Raw genomic sequence first — 15,798 nt, forward strand, 5'->3', positions numbered from 1 at the left:
GACACCCCCCACCCCGCACCCGACCCACCCACCGAACCCGAAGCGATTAGGGGCGCGGGGAACTGCGCAAAAAACGCCCGCCCCCACCGAACCCGTCACCCTCCAGACGTGTCCAGCTCCGCGTCCTCCCCGATCCCCGCACAGTCGTACGGGTCCTTCAACCAACCGTCCGGCAGGACAACCCTGTTGTTGCCGGAGGTACGCCCGCGGGGCCCGTCGGCGCCGGCCGGCCAGGCCTGGTCGAGATCCAACTCGTCCAACCCGGACCGGAGTTCCTCCAGCGAGGACGTGATCGCGAGCCGCTTACGCATCTCGCTGCCGACCGCGAACCCCTTGAGGTACCAGGCCACGTGCTTGCGGAAGTCGACGACCCCGCGCGCCTCGTCGCCGATCCACTCACCGAGGAGCGTGGCGTGCCGGACCATGACATCGGCGACCTCCCGCAGCGCGGGCCGGGCGATGTCGTCCGGGCGCCCCTCGAACGCGGCCACCAGGTCCGCGAACAGCCACGGCCGCCCCAGGCACCCCCGCCCCACAACCACCCCGTCGCACCCGGTGGCCCGCACCATCCGCAGCGCGTCCTCGGCCGACCAGATGTCGCCGTTGCCGAGCACCGGAATCTCCGGCACATGCTCCTTGAGGCGGGCTATGGCGTCCCAGTCGGCGGTGCCGCCGTAGTGCTGGGCGGCGGTACGGCCGTGCAGGGCGATGGAGGTCACACCCTCCTCGACCGCGATGCGCCCGGCGTCCAGATAGGTGATGTGGTCGTCGTCGATGCCCTTGCGCATCTTCATCGTGACCGGCAGATCACCCGCCCCGCTCACCGCCTCGCGCAGGATCGCCCGGAGCAGCGGACGCTTGAACGGCAGCGCGGAACCGCCGCCCTTCCGCGTCACCTTGGGGACCGGGCAGCCGAAGTTCAGGTCGATGTGGTCGGCGAGGTCCTCCTCCGCGATCATGCGGACGGCCTTGCCGACGGTGGCCGGGTCGACGCCGTACAGCTGGATCGAGCGCGGCTTCTCGGTCGCGTCGAAGTGGATCAGCTGCATGGTCTTCTCGTTGCGCTCGACCAGCGCCCGGGTCGTGATCATCTCGCTCACGAACAGGCCCTTGCCGCCACTGAACTCCCTGCACAACGTGCGGAAGGGCGCGTTGGTGATCCCGGCCATGGGGGCCAGGACGACGGGAGGCTGGACGAGGTGAGGACCGATCTGCATTCCCCCATTGTCACGCATCCCTCCGGGCCCCCCGTCCCCTGTCCACCGCCCCCGTCCAGCGATCATGTAGAGACCATTAGTTAGACGCACTATCGAACTCGGCGTACGATGGCGCGCATGCCCGAGCTCAGCCAACGCCGACGCATGCTGGTGCTCGCGATCTGCTGCATGAGCCTGCTGATCGTGAGTCTCGACACCACCGCGCTCAACGTCGCCCTGCCCGCCATGCAGCGGGACCTGGACGCGAGCACGGCCGGACTCCAGTGGACGATCGACGCGTACACGCTGGTCCTCGCCTCGCTGCTGATGCTCGCCGGCTCCACGGCCGACCGGATCGGCCGCAGGCGCGTCTTCATGGCCGGCCTGGTCGTCTTCACGATCGGCTCCGCGCTGTGCTCCCTCGCGCCGAACCTGGAGGCCCTGGTCGGCTTCCGCATGGTGCAGGCGGTCGGCGGCTCGATGCTCAACCCGGTCGCCATGTCGATCATCACCAACACCTTCACGGACCCGCGTGAGCGGGCCCGCGCGATCGGTGTGTGGGGCGCGGTCGTCGGCATCTCCATGGCGGCGGGGCCGCTGGTGGGCGGAGCGCTCGTGGACTCGGTCGGCTGGCGCTCGATCTTCTGGGTCAACATCCCGGTCGGCATCGCGGCCCTGCTGCTCACCCTGCGATACGTCCCCGAGTCCCGAGCGCCCAAGGCCCGCCGCCCGGACCCGGTCGGGCAGCTGCTGGTGATCGCGCTGTTCGGCTCGCTGACGTACGCGATCATCGAGGCGCCGGCGTCGGGGTTCTCGTACGTCCTGCCCTTCGCCCTCGTGGCGGTCGCCGCGCTGGCCGGGCTCCTCTGGTACGAGCCCCGCCGCGACGAACCCCTCATCGACCTGCGGTTCTTCCGGTCCGCTCCGTTCAGCGGGGCCACAGTGATCGCGATCAGCGCGTTCGCGGGGCTGGGCGGGTTCCTGTTCCTTTCGACGCTGTATCTGCAGAACATCCGGGGGCTGGACGCGCTGCACGCGGGCCTGTGGATGCTGCCGATGGCCGTGCCGATGTTCCTGTGCGCGCCGCTGGCCGGCCGGCTGGTGGGCAGCCGGGGGCCGAGGCTGCCGTTGGTCGCCGCGGGAGTCATGATCACCGCCAGCGGGGTGCTGTTCGCGGCCTTCGACGCGGAGACGTCCGACGGGACACTGTTCCTCGGGTACGTGCTGTTCGGGATCGGGTTCGGGCTGGTCAACGCGCCGATCACGAACACGGCGGTGTCGGGGATGCCGCGGGCCCAGGCCGGGGTCGCCGCCGCCGTCGCGTCCACGAGCCGTCAGCTCGGTATGACGCTCGGGGTCGCGGTGATCGGCGCGGTCCTGGCTTCCGGGGTGGGCTCGTCGTCGTACAAGGAGACGTTCGTGTCCGCCGCCGTGCCGGGGTGGTGGATTCTCGCCGGGTGCGGGCTCGCGGTGCTGGTGCTCGGAGCGGTGACCAGCGGACGGTGGGCTCGCGGAACCGCCGAGCGGACGGCCGAGCGGCTGGAGTCGGCCGAGGTGCGCGAGGCGGCGGGGGTCGTCGCGTGACCGGTCGACGGCCTCGCGCGTACTGAACAGAGGAACTCGGCCGTGCGGAAAAGGTAGTTGAGATCTCGCTCACACCCGTCCGCCGGGGCGTCGCCATGCACGATCATGACCGGAATGGACGCCCATTTCCTTGGCATCTCCGAGCTGACCGAAGTCCCGGCCGTGGCGGTCGTGGTCGACGTCATGCGCGCTTTCACCGTGGCCGCCTGGGCGTTCGCCCGGGGCGCGGAGAAGATCGTTCTCGCCGAGTCGCCGGACGAGGCCCTGGCCCTCAAGGCCCGCCACCCGGACTGGGTGGCGCTCAAGGACGGTGCGCCCGCGCCCGGGTTCGACACCGTCAACTCGCCGGGTCTGCTGCGGACCGCCGACCTCGGCGGGCGGACCGTCGTACAGAAGACCACCGCGGGGACGGTCGGCGCGCTCGCGGTCAAGAAGTCCCAACTGGTGCTGTGCGCCTCCTTCGTGGTGGCGGAGGCTACGGGTCGGCTCCTGCGGGCGCACGGGAGCGACCGCGTCACGTTCGTGGTCACCGGCGAGGACGGGCAGGGCGACGAGGATCTGGCGTGCGCCCAGTACATCGCCGGCCGAGCCGCAGGGGCCGGGACGGACGCCGCCCCGTTCCTGCGCCGTGCCGGCGCGTCCCGTGCCGCCGCCGAGCTGGCGCAGGGGGTACGCCAAGGAGTACACCCCGATGACGTCGCGCTCTGTCTCGAACTCGACCGGTTCCCCTTCGCCATGGTGGCGGCCCCGGAGGGCCCGCTCATGGTCCTGCGCCCGCACGCCGTGCCGTCGGCGGCCGGCGACACCCCGGTCTGACCCCATGCCCGACACCCGCGACTTGGCGAACGCCCCGTGAAGATACTGCTGTTGATGTTGTTCTTGCTGCACACTCCTAGCCGGAGGCGAGGTGCATGGTGCAGGCCAACACGAGCAAGGTGAGCCGCTGGGACGGGCGCGGCCGCGAACACGTCGTCCAGGTGCTGCGCACAGGCGCCCGGCGCACGATCAGCTGCGACACCTGCGGCTGGCGCAGGGACGCGCAGTTCCTGCCGTGGCTGAAGGCGGAGGAGCACCTGGCGGAGGAGCATCAGGCGACGGTGGATCCGTCGGCGGGCTGACCTTCAGGGACCCTCGGAGCCCGCGGGATGCTCCGGGGTGTCCAGGTCGCCGACCAGGCGCCGCAGCAGCGGGCCGTACTCGGGGTGGGCCAGGGCGTGGGCCATCTGGGCGACCAGGTAGTCGGCCGGATTCCCGGTGTCGTACCAGCGGCCCTGGATGACCTGGCCGTACACCGCCCGGGTGGCGGCGTAGGCGTTGATGGCGTCGGTCAGGTAGATCTCGCCGGTGCGGTGCTCGTACCAGCGGCGGGTCCGCTCCCGCAGTTCGTCGATGATGCCCGGGGTGATGACGTAGCCACCGATGGCCGCGTACGACGAGGGGGCGGCTGCCGGGTCGGGCTTCTCGACCAGGCCGGTGATGCGCAGGGTGCCGCCGCCGAGGTCCTCCTTGACGAGGGGCACGCCGTAGCGGCGTGATTCGGTGGGGTCCATGGGCAGCAGGGCGAGGACGGGGCAGCCGGTCTGCTCGTAGGCCCGGATCAGCTGCTGGGCGCGCGGCACCTCGGCCACGAACACGTCGTCCGGCCACAGCACCAGGACGGGCTCCTCGCCGAAGGAACGGGCGGCGTTCAGCACCGGGGTGCCGTTGCCGTAGGGGCCGTGCTGGTCGAGGTAGGTGATGTGGCCCCTGCGGGCCAGCTCGGCGATCTCCTCGACGGCGTCCGCGTAGGCCGTCTTGCCGTCGGCGCGCAGCTGTCCGACCAGGGCGGGGTTGGGGCGGAAGTGGTCCTGGATCAGGGACTTGCCGCCGGAGACGACGATGGTGATGTCGGTGATGCCGGAGTCCACCAGCTCCCGCACGGTGTGTTCGATCACCGGTTTGTCGCCGACCGGGAGCATTTCCTTCGGCGTCGCCTTGGTCAGGGGCAGCAGTCGGGAGCCGAGTCCGGCGGCGGGGATCACAGCCCTGCGGATGGTCGGGGGCATCGGGTCTCTCGGCTCTCTCTCGGGGCGCTGTCAGTCGGACGGTACCGCCCCGGCGCCGGGCCGGTACCGCAGCCCCTTGAGCAGCAGGTCCACGAGGGCCTCGAAATCCCGTTCCGCGCCCGGCTCCTCCCACTCCCTGGCGTAGGCCGGGTCGTGGAAGCGGCCGGTGGCCTGGAAGAGGGCGCGGGCCGTGGTGGCGGGGTCGGTGACCGCGAAGGCGCCCGCGTCGGCGCCGGCCCGGACCAGCTGCGTCACCTGGTCGGTCAGCTCGGCGATGTGCTCGGCGACCACACCGCCGTTCTCGGCCGTGAGCACCGTGTACGTGGCGAACAGCTCCGGGTCGGCGCCCGCCTTGCGGCGCTTGGCCGCGAACAGGGCGGTGAACCAGTCCCGCAACCGGGTCTCCGGGTCCCCGTCCTCGGCGACGATGCCGGCGAGGACCCCCGTGGTGCGGTCCAGCCACCGCTTGGTCACGGCGCCGCGCAACTCGGCCTTCGTCCCGAAGTGCCGGTAGACGCTGCCGTGGCTGACGCCGAGCGCTCGGGCCACGTCGACCACGGTGGCCTTGGCCGGGCCGTAGCGGCGCAACACCTCCTCGGTGGCTTCGAGGATGCGCTCGGCGGTCAGGGGCTGCGGGGGCGGTGCCATGGGTCAGACCGTACCGGTCCGGCCGATCACCGCTCGACCTGTGCCAGTTGCGCCGCCGCGTAGCGCTCGCCCGCGGCGGCACCGGCCGGCACCGCCTCCTCGATGGCCGCGAGCTCGGCGGTGTCCAGGGTGACGTCGAGCGCGCCCAGGGACTCCGTGAGCCGCTCGCGGGTGCGGGCGCCGACGAGCGGCACGATGTCGTCGCCGCGGGAGAGCACCCAGGCGATCGCGATCTGGGCCACGCTGACGCCCTTCTGTTCCGCGATCTTCCGCAGCGCCTCCACCAGGTTGAGGTTGTGCTGGAGGTTGTCGCCCTGGAAGCGGGGGGAGTGCGCGCGGAAGTCGGTCGCGGAGAGCTGCCGGTCGTGGGTGAAGTGGCCGGAGATCAGGCCGCGGGACAGGACGCCGTACGCCGTGACGGAGATCCCCAGCTCCCGGGTGACCGGCAGGATCCGGTCCTCGATGCCGCGCGAGATGAGGGAGTACTCGATCTGGAGGTCGGCGATCGGCGTGGTGGCGGCGGCCCGGCGGATCGTCTCGGCGCCGACCTCGCTGAGGCCCACGTGCCGGACGTACCCCTGCTCGACGAGTTCCGCGATCGCGCCGACGGTCTCCTCGATCGGTACGTCCGGGTCGAGCCGGGCGATCCGGTACACGTCGATGTGGTCGGCGCCGAGGCGCTGGAGCGAGTAGGCGGCGAAGTTCTTCACGGCGGCGGGGCGGCCGTCGTAGCCGGACCACTGGCCGTCGGGGGTGCGCAGGGCGCCGAACTTCACGCTCAGCAGGGCCTGTTCGCGCCGGGCGGCGGGGGCGGTGCGCAGCGCCTCGCCGATCAGCATCTCGTTGTGCCCCATGGCGTAGAAGTCGCCGGTGTCGAGCAGGGTGACTCCGGCCTCCAGGGCGGCGTGGATCGTCGCGATCGACTCCGCCCGGTCGGCCTCGCCGTACAGCGCGGACATGCCCATGCAGCCGAGGCCGAGGGCGGAGACCCGGGGGCCGGACGTTCCGAGGGTTCGGGTTCGCATCGTCATGCACCCACCTTGGCATGACAGCTGACAGATTTCAATATCTGTCAGTCGAGGTCAAAAAAACGCAGCCCCGCACCCACCCAGGGGTGCAGGGCTGCATCGATCTGCGGCTTCGCCGCGTGGCCGCGACCAGCCACGACGGACTAGCAGCCGACGAGCCGCCCGGCCAGGTAGCCCTCGATCTGGTCCAGCGACACGCGCTCCTGCTTCATCGAGTCACGCTCGCGGACCGTCACCGCGTTGTCCTCAAGGGTGTCGAAGTCGACCGTGACGCAGTACGGCGTACCGATCTCGTCCTGGCGGCGGTAACGGCGGCCGATCGCGCCGGCGTCGTCGAACTCGATGTTCCAGTTCTGGCGCAGCGCCTGGGCGAGGCCCTTGGCCTTCGGGGACAGCTCGGGGTTGCGGGAGAGCGGGAGCACCGCGACCTTCACCGGGGCCAGGCGGTGGTCGAGGCGCAGCACCGTGCGCTTCTCCAGCTTGCCCTTGGCGTTGGGGGCCTCGTCCTCGATGTACGCGTCGAGGAGGAACGCCAGCATCGCGCGGCCGACACCGGCCGCGGGCTCGATGACGTACGGCGTCCAGCGCTCCTGGGCCTCCTGGTCGTAATAGAAGAGGTCCTGGCCGGAGGCCTTGGAGTGGGCGGTGAGGTCGTAGTCGGTGCGGTTGGCCACACCCTCCAGCTCACCCCACTCGTTGCCGCCGAACTGGAAGCGGTACTCGATGTCGGCGGTGCGCTTGGAGTAGTGGGAGAGCTTCTCGGCCGGGTGGTCGTACCAGCGCATGTTCTCCTCACGGAGACCGAGGCCGGTGTACCAGTTCCAGCGCTGCTCCATCCAGTACTCCTGCCACTTCTCGTCCTCGCCCGGCTTGACGAAGAACTCCATCTCCATCTGCTCGAACTCGCGGGTGCGGAAGATGAAGTTGCCGGGCGTGATCTCGTTGCGGAAGGACTTGCCCATCTGCGCGATGCCGAACGGCGGCTTCTTGCGCGAAGCGACCTGCACCTGGGCGAAGTTGGTGAAGATTCCCTGCGCGGTCTCGGGGCGCAGGTAGGCCACGGAGCCGGAGTCCTGGGTCGGGCCGAGGTGGGTGGAGAGGAGGCCCGAGAACTGCTTGGGCTCGGTGAACTGGCCCTTGTTGCCGCAGTTGGGGCAGTTGATGTCGAGGAGGCCGTTCTCCGGGGCGTGCCCCTTCTTGGCCTCGTACGCCTCTTCCAAGTGGTCCGCGCGGTACCGCTTGTGGCAGGAGGTGCACTCGGTGAGCGGGTCGGAGAAGGTGGCGACGTGACCGGAGGCGACCCAGACCTCGGGGGCCAGGATGACGGACGAGTCGAGACCGACCACGTCCTCGCGCGACGTCACCATGTAGCGCCACCACTGACGCTTCAGGTTCTCCTTGAGCTCGACACCCAGCGGTCCGTAGTCCCAGGCGGCCTTCTGACCGCCGTAGATCTCACTGCAGGGGAATACGAAGCCACGGCGCTTGCTCAGGCTGACGATGGTGTCGATCTTGTCGGCGGCCACGGTGCTCTCTTCATTACGACGACGGGCGACGAAGCAGTCTCAACGGAGCAGTGCTTCAGAGCGAATGCCTCAGGTTACCGGCGGGGCCGCCCTCTCAATCAAATCGGTTCGGCTTGTGGGCCGCTTACGGGCCGCTCACCAGCTTTGTTGACAACGGTTTCCATATTTGATGAAAATGACTGTCATGAACGTACGACGACGCTCCATACCCGTCGCAGTGACCGCCGCGGCCGCCGCACTCGGCCTGACCACCCTCTCCGCCTGCTCCACCGACAGTGCCGCCGCGGGCAACACCGACCGGTTCGACGTCGTCGCGTCCTTCTACCCGATGGCCTTCCTCGCCGAGCAGATCGGCGGGGACCACGTGCACGTCACCACGCTGACCCAGCCCGGCCAGGAGCCGCACGACCTGGAGATCAGCGCCAAGCAGACCGCCGCGCTCCAGGAGTCCGACGCGGTGCTCTACCTCAAGAACCTCCAGCCCTCCGTCGACGACGCGGTGTCCCAGTCGGGTATCAAGACCAAGATCGACGCCGCCTCCCTCACCTCGCTGGAGAAGCACGGCAACGAGGTCGGCGGCCACGCGGCCGACCACGACGACCACGAGAACGAGGAGCTCGCGGGCCTGGACCCGCACATCTGGCTCGACCCGGTGCGCTACGCCCAGGTCGCCGAGGGCGTCGGCAAGGCCTTCGAGAAGGCCGACCCGGACAACGCGGCCGCCTACAAGGCCAACACCGCGGCGCTCGTGAGGAAACTCGGCGCCCTGAACACGCAGTTCGCGACGGGCCTCAAGGGCACCGGGACCAAGGTCTTCATCACCACCCACGCCGCCTTCGGCTACCTCGCCGAGCGCTACGGCCTGACCGAGGAGGCCATCAACGGCCTCGACCCCGAGTCGGAGCCCAGCGCCAACCGCGTCAAGGACCTTGAGAAGATGGCGAAGGCCGACGGCGTCACCACCGTGTTCTACGAGACGCTCGTCAGCGACAAGACCGCGAAGACCATCGCCTCCGACGCCGGGCTGAAGACGGACGTCCTCGACCCGATCGAGGGCATCACCGCCAAGTCCCGCGGCAAGGACTACTTCTCGGTCCAGGAAGCCAACCTCAAGGCCCTCCAGTCCGCGTTGGGGGCCAAGTGAGCACGAACCGGAGGACGGTATGAGCGAGTCCGTCGTATCGCTGCGCGGTGTCCGCGCCGACCTGGGCTCGCGCCCCGTCCTGCGCGGCATCGACCTCACCGTGAACCGCGGTGAGGTCGTCGCGCTGCTCGGCGCCAACGGCTCCGGCAAGTCCACAGCGATCCGCACGATCATCGGCCAAGTGCCCACGTCCGCAGGGGAGATCGAGCTCTTCGGCACCCCGCGCGCGCGGTTCAGGGACTGGGCGCGGGTCGGGTACGTCCCGCAGCGCACCACCGCCGCGGGCGGCGTCCCCGCGACCGTCACCGAGATCGTCTCCTCCGGGCGCCTGTCGCGCGCCCGCTTCGGCGTGCTCCGCAGGGCAGACCACGAGGCCGTGCGCCGGGCCCTGGAGCTGGTCGGCATGGCGGACCGCGCGAAGGACTCCGTGAACGCCCTGTCCGGCGGCCAGCACCAGCGGGTGCTGATCGCCCGCGCGCTCGCCGCCGAACCCGAACTGCTGATCATGGACGAGCCGATGGCGGGCGTGGACCTGGCCAGCCAGGAGGTGCTCGCACAGACCCTCACCCGACAGGTCGCCGAGGGCGCCACCGTCCTGCTCGTGCTGCACGAACTGGGCCCCCTGGAGCCCCTGATCGACCGGGCGGTCGTCCTGCGCGACGGCTGTGTGCAGCACGACGGACCCCCTCCGCGTGCGGTCGGCCAGCACGCGCTCCCCGGCCACGACCACGTCCATCCCCACGAACACGAACCGATCCGCACGGGACTGCTGAGCTGATGGATTTCCTCGACTACGCCTTCATGCAGCGGGCCCTGCTCGCCGCCGTCCTGGTCGGCATCACCGCCCCCGCCGTCGGCATCTACCTCGTCCAGCGCCGCCAGGCCCTCATGGGCGACGGAATCGGCCATGTCGCGATGACCGGCGTCGGCCTCGGCTTCCTGCTCTCCTGGTCGCCGGTGTGGATGGCGACCGTCGTCTCGGTGCTCGGCGCGGTCCTCATGGAGCTGATCCGCTGGTACGGCAAGACGCGCGGTGACATCGCCCTCGCGATGCTCTTCTACGGCGGCATGGCCGGCGGCGTGATGTTCATCAACCTCGCGCCCGGCGGCTCGAACGCCAACCTGACGTCGTACCTGTTCGGTTCGCTCTCCACGGTCTCCGAGTCGGACGTCACCGCGATCTGTGTGCTGGCCGCGTTCGTGGTCCTCGTCACCCTCGGTCTGCGCCGCCAGCTCTTCGCGGTCAGCCAGGACGAGGAGTTCGCCCGGGTCACCGGGCTGCCGGTGCGCGCACTGAACCTGCTGACGGCGGTCACGGCCGCGGTGACGGTGACCGTCGCGATGCGCGTGGTCGGACTGCTGCTGGTCAGCGCGTTGATGGTGGTTCCGGTGGCGGCGGCGCAGCAGCTCACCCGGAGCTTCGCGGCGACGTTCGCGATCGCCGTGGCCATCGGGGTGACGGTGACCATCGGCGGCACCGTGACCTCGTACTACCAGGACGTGCCGCCCGGTGCGACGATCGTGCTGCTGACCATCGCGGCCTTCGTCCTGCTGACCGTCCTGGCAACCCCGCTGGCCCGTCGTCGCGCCCGCGCGGTGGCAGCCCGGCAGCCGGCCGGCGATCCGGCGGAGTGCGTGATTCCGGCCAGTCGGGAGGCGGACGGCACGGTCGGCGTCCGACCCGGCACGGGCGGGGCTGGCACAATGGCCCGGCAGGCGCCGATGCAAGACGTGTGAGAGCCGAAGGGGCGCGGCGCGGCCCGGAGGGCCGAGCCCGGTCTCGGCCCCGGCACCGGAGCCCCGTAGGCGATCACGCCAGGTGAAGGAGGAACCCGTGACGACCGCAGGACCGCCCGTGAAGGGCCGCGCCACCCGGCAGCGGGCCGCAGTGGCGGCGGCGCTCGACGAGGTCGACGAGTTCCGCAGCGCGCAGGAACTGCACGACATGCTCAAGCACAAGGGCGACGCCGTCGGTCTGACCACGGTCTACCGCACGCTCCAGAACCTCGCCGACGCGGGCGAGGTCGACGTCCTGCGCACCTCCGACGGCGAGTCCGTCTACCGGCGCTGCTCCACCGGCGAGCACCACCACCACCTCGTCTGCCGGATCTGCGGCAAGGCGGTGGAGGTCGAGGGCCCGGCCGTGGAGAAGTGGGCGGACGCCATCGCGGCCGAGCACGGATACGTCAACGTGGCCCACACCGTGGAGATCTTCGGGACCTGCGCGGACTGCGCGGCGGCCAAGGACTGACCTGACCTGGAGTGACCTGATCTGACCTGATCTGACGTCAGGGCGACACGGACCCCACCCATGGAGCGACGGGTGGGGTTCTTTCATGGCCTCCTCACAGTCTTGTCGAGGGTTAACCCTTGAGTCACCCGCTCGTGAATGACATGGCCAGGTCAACCGTGCGACTCTCCGTCCTGTTCTCACGCAGTTCCCGCACGGCACCTCCACCCCACGTCGCAGTAGGAGTCACGAGTGAGACGTTCCCCCCGAAGATCGGCCGCCGCCGCCTCCCTGGTCGCCGCCGCATCTCTGCTCGCTGTGGGCATCCAGTCGGTCCCCGCGACTGCGAAGCCCGCGGCCCCCCACCCCAGCCCCCTGCGCACCGGAGGCCAGGAGGCGAAGGTCACCCCGGCCCAGCGCGCCACGCTGCTCAAGAACGCGGCCGGCCGAACCGCGGCCACCGCCCAGTCCCTCGGCCTCGGCGCCAAGGAGAAACTGGTCGTCAAGGACGTCGTCAAGGACAACGACGGCACCCTCCACACCCGTTACGAGCGGACCTTCGCCGGTCTGCCCGTCCTCGGCGGCGACCTGGTCGTGCACACGCCCCCGGCCTCGCTGGCCGCCGGCACCGTGAGCACGACCTTCAACAACAACCGCCGTACCGTCTCGGTCAAGTCCACGACCGCCACGTTCGGCAAATCGGCCGCCGAGACGAAGGCGCTCAGCACCGCCAAGGCGCTCGACGCCGAGAAGCCGGCCGCGCAGAGCCCCCGCAAGGTGATCTGGGCCGGCACCGGCACACCGAAGCTCGCCTGGGAGACGGTGGTCTCCGGGTTCCAGGACGACGGCACGCCCAGCAAGCTGCACGTCATCACCGACGCCACGACCGGCGCCGAGCTCTCCCGCTTCGAGGGCGTCGAGACCGGCACCGGCAACAGCCAGTACAGCGGCACGGTCACCATGAACACCACGCTGTCCGGCTCGACGTACCAGCTGTACGACACCACGCGCGGCGGCCACAAGACGTACAGCCTCAACAACGGCACGTCGGGCACCGGCACCCTGATGACGGACGCCGACGACGTCTGGGGCACCGGCTCCGGCTCCAACACCCAGACCGCCGGCGTCGACGCCCACTACGGCGCCCAGACCACCTGGGACTTCTACAAGAACACCTTCGGCCGCAGCGGCATCAAGAACGACGGAGTCGCCGCCTACAGCCGCGTCCACTACAGCTCGGCGTACGTCAACGCCTTCTGGGACGACGACTGCTTCTGCATGACGTACGGCGACGGCACCAGCAGCACCCACGCGCTGACCTCGCTGGACGTGGCCGGTCACGAGATGAGCCACGGTGTCACGTCCAACACCGCGGGCCTCGACTACTCCGGTGAATCAGGCGGGTTGAACGAGGCGACCTCCGACATCTTCGGCACCGGTGTGGAGTTCTACGCGGCCAACTCCACCGACGTCGGCGACTACCTCATCGGCGAGAAGATCGACATCAACGGCGACGGCACGCCGCTGCGTTACATGGACAAGCCGAGCAAGGACGGGGGCTCCGCGGACAGTTGGTACTCGGGCGTCGGCAACCTCGACGTGCACTACTCCTCGGGCCCGGCGAACCACATGTTCTACCTGCTCTCCGAGGGCAGCGGCAGCAAGACCATCAACGGTGTCACCTACAACAGCTCCACCTCCGACGGGGTCGCCGTCGCGGGCATCGGCCGGGCCGCCGCCCTGCAGATCTGGTACAAGGCGCTGACGACGTACATGACGTCCAGCACCAACTACGCGGGCGCCCGCACCGCCGCCCTGAACGCGGCGGCCGCCCTCTACGGCACCAGCTCCGCCCAGTACGCCGGGGTCGGCAACGCCTTCGCGGGCATCAACGTCGGCAGCCACATCACCGTGCCGTCGACCGGCGTGACGGTGACCAACCCGGGCAGCCAGTCCGCGACCGTCGGGACGGCCGTCAGCCTTCAGGTCAGCGCGAGCTCGACCAACAGCGGCTCACTGACGTACGCCGCGACCGGTCTGCCCACCGGCCTGTCGATCAGCAGCTCCACGGGCGTGATCTCCGGCACCCCGACCACGGCCGGCAGCTACAGCACCACGGTCACGGTCACCGACAGCACGGGAGCCACCGGCACGGCGGCCTTCACCTGGACGGTCAGCACGTCCGGCGGTGGCGGCACCTGCACCGTCACGCAGCTGCTCGGCAACCAGGGCTTCGAGTCGGGCAACACGACCTGGACCGCGTCCAGCGGGGTCATCACCAACTCCACCAGCCAGGCCGCCCGCACCGGCTCGTACAAGGCCTGGCTGGACGGCTACGGCTCCACCCACACCGACACGCTCTCCCAGTCGGTGACCGTGCCGAGCGGCTGCACGAAGACCACGTTCACCTTCTACCTGCACGTCGACACGGCGGAGACCACCACCAGCAGCCAGTACGACAAGCTGACGGTCACCGCCGGTTCGACGACCCTGGCCACGTACTCCAACCTCAACGCGGCCAGCGGTTACGTCCAGAAGTCCTTCAGCCTGTCGGCCTTCGCGGGGACCACGGTCGCCCTGAAGTTCTCCGGCGTCGAGGACTCCTCGCTCCAGACCAGCTTCGTGATCGACGACACGGCGGTCACCACCGGCTGAGCCACGGGGGAACCGCAGGGGCGGGTCGGAGGTCAGTCCTCCGGCTCGCCCTTCATCGCTTCCTCCATGGCGAGCAGCTCCTCGTTGGGTACGGCCCCGCCGAACCGCCGGTCCCGGGACGCGAACTCGACGCACGCCCGCCACAGGTCACGGCGGTCGAAGTCGGGCCACAGGACGTCCTGGAAGACCATCTCGGCGTAGGCGCTCTGCCAGAGCAGGTAGTTGGAGGTGCGCTGCTCGCCGCTGGGCCGCAGGAAGAGGTCCACGTCGGGCATGTCCGGGTAGTACAGGTACTTCGCGAGGGTCTTCTCGTTGACCTTGGACGGGTCGAGACGGCCCGCCTTCACGTCCTCGGCGAGGGCCTGCGCGGCGTCGGCGATCTCGGCCCGGCCGCCGTAGTTCATGCAGAAGTACAGGGTGAGCTTGTCGTTGTCCTTGGTCTGCTCCTGGGCGACCTGGAGCTCCTTGGCGACGGACTTCCACAACTTGGGCATCCGGCCCACCCAGCGCACCCGGATGCCGAGCGCGTCGAGCTGGTCGCGGCTCTTGCGGATGAAGTCGCGGTTGAAGTTCATGAGGAAGCGGACCTCGTCGGGCGAGCGCTTCCAGTTCTCGGTGGAGAACGCGTACAGCGAGATGTTGCGCACGCCCATCTCGACCGCGCCCTGGAGCACGTCGAGGACCTGCTCGGCGCCGACCTTGTGCCCCTCGGTGCGCGGCAGCCCGCGCTGCTTGGCCCACCGGCCGTTCCCGTCCATGACGATCGCCACATGCTCGGGGATCAGCTCACCGGGCAGCTTCGGCGCGCGAGCGCCGGACGGGTGCGGCTCCGGCTTCCTGTACTCGCGCCGCCGGCGCCCAAGGATCCCGTTAACGACCATGCTGGTTCTCGTCTCCCTCTCAGGGTTGCTTCTCTACGTAACGCAGGGATCTGAGCCCGCGTTCCAGATGCCAGTGCAGGTAGGCGGACACCAGCCCGCTGCCCTCCCGGACGTGCCGCGGCTCGCTGGAGTCCGCGGTCTCCCAGTCTCCCGTAAGCAGCGCGGCGAGGAGCTCCAGGGTCTGCGGCGACGGTACGACGCTGCCGGGCACCCGGCAGTCCACGCACACCGAGCCTCCGGCGGCCACGGAGAAGAAACGGTTCGGGCCGGGCATGCCGCACTTCGCGCAGTCGCTGAAGCTGGGGGCGTAGCCGTTGACGGCGAGGGAGCGCAGCAGGAAGGCGTCGAGCACGAGATGCGACGCGTGCTCACCCCGGGCGAGGGTCCTGAGCGCCCCGACGAGCAGCAGATACTGCTGCACGGCGGGCTCCCCCTCGTGGTCCGTGAACCGCTCGGCGGTCTCCAGCATGGCCGTCCCGGCGGTGTAGCGCGCGTAGTCGGAGACGATCCCGCCACCGTACGGAGCGATGGTCTCGCTCTGCGTGCACAACGGCAGCCCGCGCCCGATCAGCTCGCTCCCGCGCGCGAAGAACTGCACGTCGACGTGCGAGAACGGCTCCAGCCGCGCCCCGAACTTCGACTTGGTCCGCCGCACCCCACGGGCCACGGCCCGCACCCGCCCGTGCCCACGGGTGAGCAACGTGATGATCCGGTCCGCTTCTCCGAGCTTCTGGGTGCGCAGCACGATGCCGTCGTCACGGAAGAGGCTCACCGCACACCCCCGCGAGCATTCGGCCGGGCTTCCGGGGGTCGTCCCCCGGGACAACACAGCATGATCCGGTCCGCCTCGCCCAGCTTCTG

14 protein-coding genes and 1 pseudogene are annotated in these 15,798 nt (G+C 70.0%); 8 read left to right on the forward strand and 7 right to left on the reverse strand.

Features of this window, described 5'->3' with window-relative positions; genetic code table 11:
* Positions 1-95 precede the first annotated feature (95 nt).
* A complete protein-coding gene (dusB, locus tag ACZ48Z_RS16980) occupies positions 96-1,217 on the reverse strand; it encodes a tRNA dihydrouridine synthase DusB (protein ID WP_468736636.1) in 1,122 nt (373 codons plus the stop codon).
* A gap of 117 nt (positions 1,218-1,334) precedes the next feature.
* On the opposite strand from dusB, the gene ACZ48Z_RS16985 reads away from it, so the two are divergent.
* The 3 genes from ACZ48Z_RS16985 to ACZ48Z_RS16995 all read left to right on the forward strand — a co-directional run bounded on the left by ACZ48Z_RS16985 (position 1,335) and on the right by ACZ48Z_RS16995 (position 3,898).
* Positions 1,335-2,780 (forward strand): MFS transporter, encoded by a 1,446-nt coding sequence (locus ACZ48Z_RS16985; protein WP_468736637.1) that lies wholly within the window; start codon positions 1,335-1,337, stop codon positions 2,778-2,780.
* 114 nt (positions 2,781-2,894) lie between these two features.
* Entirely contained in the window at positions 2,895-3,596 is a 702-nt protein-coding gene (locus tag ACZ48Z_RS16990) for a 2-phosphosulfolactate phosphatase (protein ID WP_468736638.1), read from the forward strand.
* A 95-nt stretch (positions 3,597-3,691) separates the two neighbouring features.
* On the forward strand, positions 3,692-3,898 hold the full coding sequence (locus ACZ48Z_RS16995) for a hypothetical protein (protein WP_468736639.1): 207 nt from the start codon (positions 3,692-3,694) through the stop codon (positions 3,896-3,898).
* A 3-nt stretch (positions 3,899-3,901) separates the two neighbouring features.
* Here the strand turns inward: ACZ48Z_RS16995 and ACZ48Z_RS17000 are convergent, their stop codons facing one another.
* The 4 genes from ACZ48Z_RS17000 to ACZ48Z_RS17015 form a co-directional block, all read right to left on the reverse strand.
* Positions 3,902-4,825 (reverse strand): UTP--glucose-1-phosphate uridylyltransferase, encoded by a 924-nt coding sequence (locus ACZ48Z_RS17000; protein ID WP_468736640.1) that lies wholly within the window; start codon positions 4,823-4,825, stop codon positions 3,902-3,904.
* Between the two features lie 30 nt (positions 4,826-4,855).
* The gene (locus ACZ48Z_RS17005) at positions 4,856-5,473 is read right to left on the reverse strand and encodes a TetR/AcrR family transcriptional regulator (RefSeq protein ID WP_468736641.1); all 618 of its coding nucleotides are present in this window, start codon (positions 5,471-5,473) and stop codon (positions 4,856-4,858) included.
* 26 nt (positions 5,474-5,499) lie between these two features.
* Entirely contained in the window at positions 5,500-6,504 is a 1,005-nt protein-coding gene (locus ACZ48Z_RS17010; protein WP_468736642.1) for an aldo/keto reductase, read from the reverse strand.
* Positions 6,505-6,644: 140 nt separating this feature from the next.
* The gene (locus ACZ48Z_RS17015) at positions 6,645-8,027 is read right to left on the reverse strand and encodes a glycine--tRNA ligase (RefSeq protein WP_468736643.1); all 1,383 of its coding nucleotides are present in this window, start codon (positions 8,025-8,027) and stop codon (positions 6,645-6,647) included.
* A gap of 184 nt (positions 8,028-8,211) precedes the next feature.
* Here ACZ48Z_RS17015 and ACZ48Z_RS17020 point away from each other — a divergent pair, with 184 nt between their 5' ends.
* The 5 genes and pseudogenes from ACZ48Z_RS17020 to ACZ48Z_RS17040 all read left to right on the forward strand — a co-directional run bounded on the left by ACZ48Z_RS17020 (position 8,212) and on the right by ACZ48Z_RS17040 (position 14,056).
* Entirely contained in the window at positions 8,212-9,171 is a 960-nt protein-coding gene (locus ACZ48Z_RS17020; RefSeq protein ID WP_468736644.1) for a metal ABC transporter substrate-binding protein, read from the forward strand.
* Positions 9,172-9,190: 19 nt separating this feature from the next.
* Positions 9,191-9,949 (forward strand): metal ABC transporter ATP-binding protein, encoded by a 759-nt coding sequence (locus ACZ48Z_RS17025; RefSeq protein WP_468736645.1) that lies wholly within the window; start codon positions 9,191-9,193, stop codon positions 9,947-9,949.
* Positions 9,949-10,848 (forward strand): annotated as a pseudogene (locus ACZ48Z_RS17030) (metal ABC transporter permease); the annotation flags it as partial. The gene ACZ48Z_RS17025 and the pseudogene ACZ48Z_RS17030, both read left to right, overlap by 1 nt.
* A gap of 157 nt (positions 10,849-11,005) precedes the next feature.
* Positions 11,006-11,422 carry a Fur family transcriptional regulator gene (locus tag ACZ48Z_RS17035; protein WP_468736646.1) on the forward strand — a complete coding sequence of 139 codons (417 nt, stop codon included), beginning with the start codon at positions 11,006-11,008 and terminating at the stop codon, positions 11,420-11,422.
* 231 nt (positions 11,423-11,653) lie between these two features.
* Positions 11,654-14,056, forward strand: a complete 2,403-nt coding sequence (locus ACZ48Z_RS17040) for a M4 family metallopeptidase (RefSeq protein ID WP_468736647.1) — start codon at positions 11,654-11,656, stop codon at positions 14,054-14,056.
* A gap of 32 nt (positions 14,057-14,088) precedes the next feature.
* Here ACZ48Z_RS17040 and ACZ48Z_RS17045 read toward each other — a convergent pair whose 3' ends face one another.
* Positions 14,089-14,937, reverse strand: a complete 849-nt coding sequence (locus ACZ48Z_RS17045) for an isoprenyl transferase (RefSeq protein ID WP_468736648.1) — start codon at positions 14,935-14,937, stop codon at positions 14,089-14,091.
* Positions 14,938-14,956: 19 nt separating this feature from the next.
* Positions 14,957-15,709: a DNA repair protein RecO gene (gene recO, locus ACZ48Z_RS17050; RefSeq protein ID WP_468736649.1), complete on the reverse strand. Its 753-nt coding sequence runs from the start codon at positions 15,707-15,709 to the stop codon at positions 14,957-14,959.
* Between the last annotated feature and the right edge of the window lie 89 nt (positions 15,710-15,798).

Source organism: Streptomyces sp. NPDC031225, from assembly GCF_055570355.1.

Excerpts from the sequence above, each read along its gene's own strand:
- ACZ48Z_RS17020 (WP_468736644.1), top strand. The coding sequence starts at position 8,212 with ATGAACGTACGACGACGCTCCATACCCGTCGCAGTGACCGCCGCGGCC.
- ACZ48Z_RS17045 (WP_468736648.1), bottom strand. The coding sequence starts at position 14,937 with ATGGTCGTTAACGGGATCCTTGGGCGCCGGCGGCGCGAGTACAGGAAG.
- ACZ48Z_RS17025 (WP_468736645.1), top strand. The coding sequence starts at position 9,191 with ATGAGCGAGTCCGTCGTATCGCTGCGCGGTGTCCGCGCCGACCTGGGC.
- ACZ48Z_RS16985 (WP_468736637.1), top strand. The coding sequence starts at position 1,335 with ATGCCCGAGCTCAGCCAACGCCGACGCATGCTGGTGCTCGCGATCTGC.
- ACZ48Z_RS16990 (WP_468736638.1), top strand. The coding sequence starts at position 2,895 with ATGGACGCCCATTTCCTTGGCATCTCCGAGCTGACCGAAGTCCCGGCC.
- ACZ48Z_RS17010 (WP_468736642.1), bottom strand. The coding sequence starts at position 6,504 with ATGACGATGCGAACCCGAACCCTCGGAACGTCCGGCCCCCGGGTCTCC.
- ACZ48Z_RS16995 (WP_468736639.1), top strand. The coding sequence starts at position 3,692 with ATGGTGCAGGCCAACACGAGCAAGGTGAGCCGCTGGGACGGGCGCGGC.
- ACZ48Z_RS17000 (WP_468736640.1), bottom strand. The coding sequence starts at position 4,825 with ATGCCCCCGACCATCCGCAGGGCTGTGATCCCCGCCGCCGGACTCGGC.
- dusB (WP_468736636.1), bottom strand. The coding sequence starts at position 1,217 with ATGCAGATCGGTCCTCACCTCGTCCAGCCTCCCGTCGTCCTGGCCCCC.
- ACZ48Z_RS17005 (WP_468736641.1), bottom strand. The coding sequence starts at position 5,473 with ATGGCACCGCCCCCGCAGCCCCTGACCGCCGAGCGCATCCTCGAAGCC.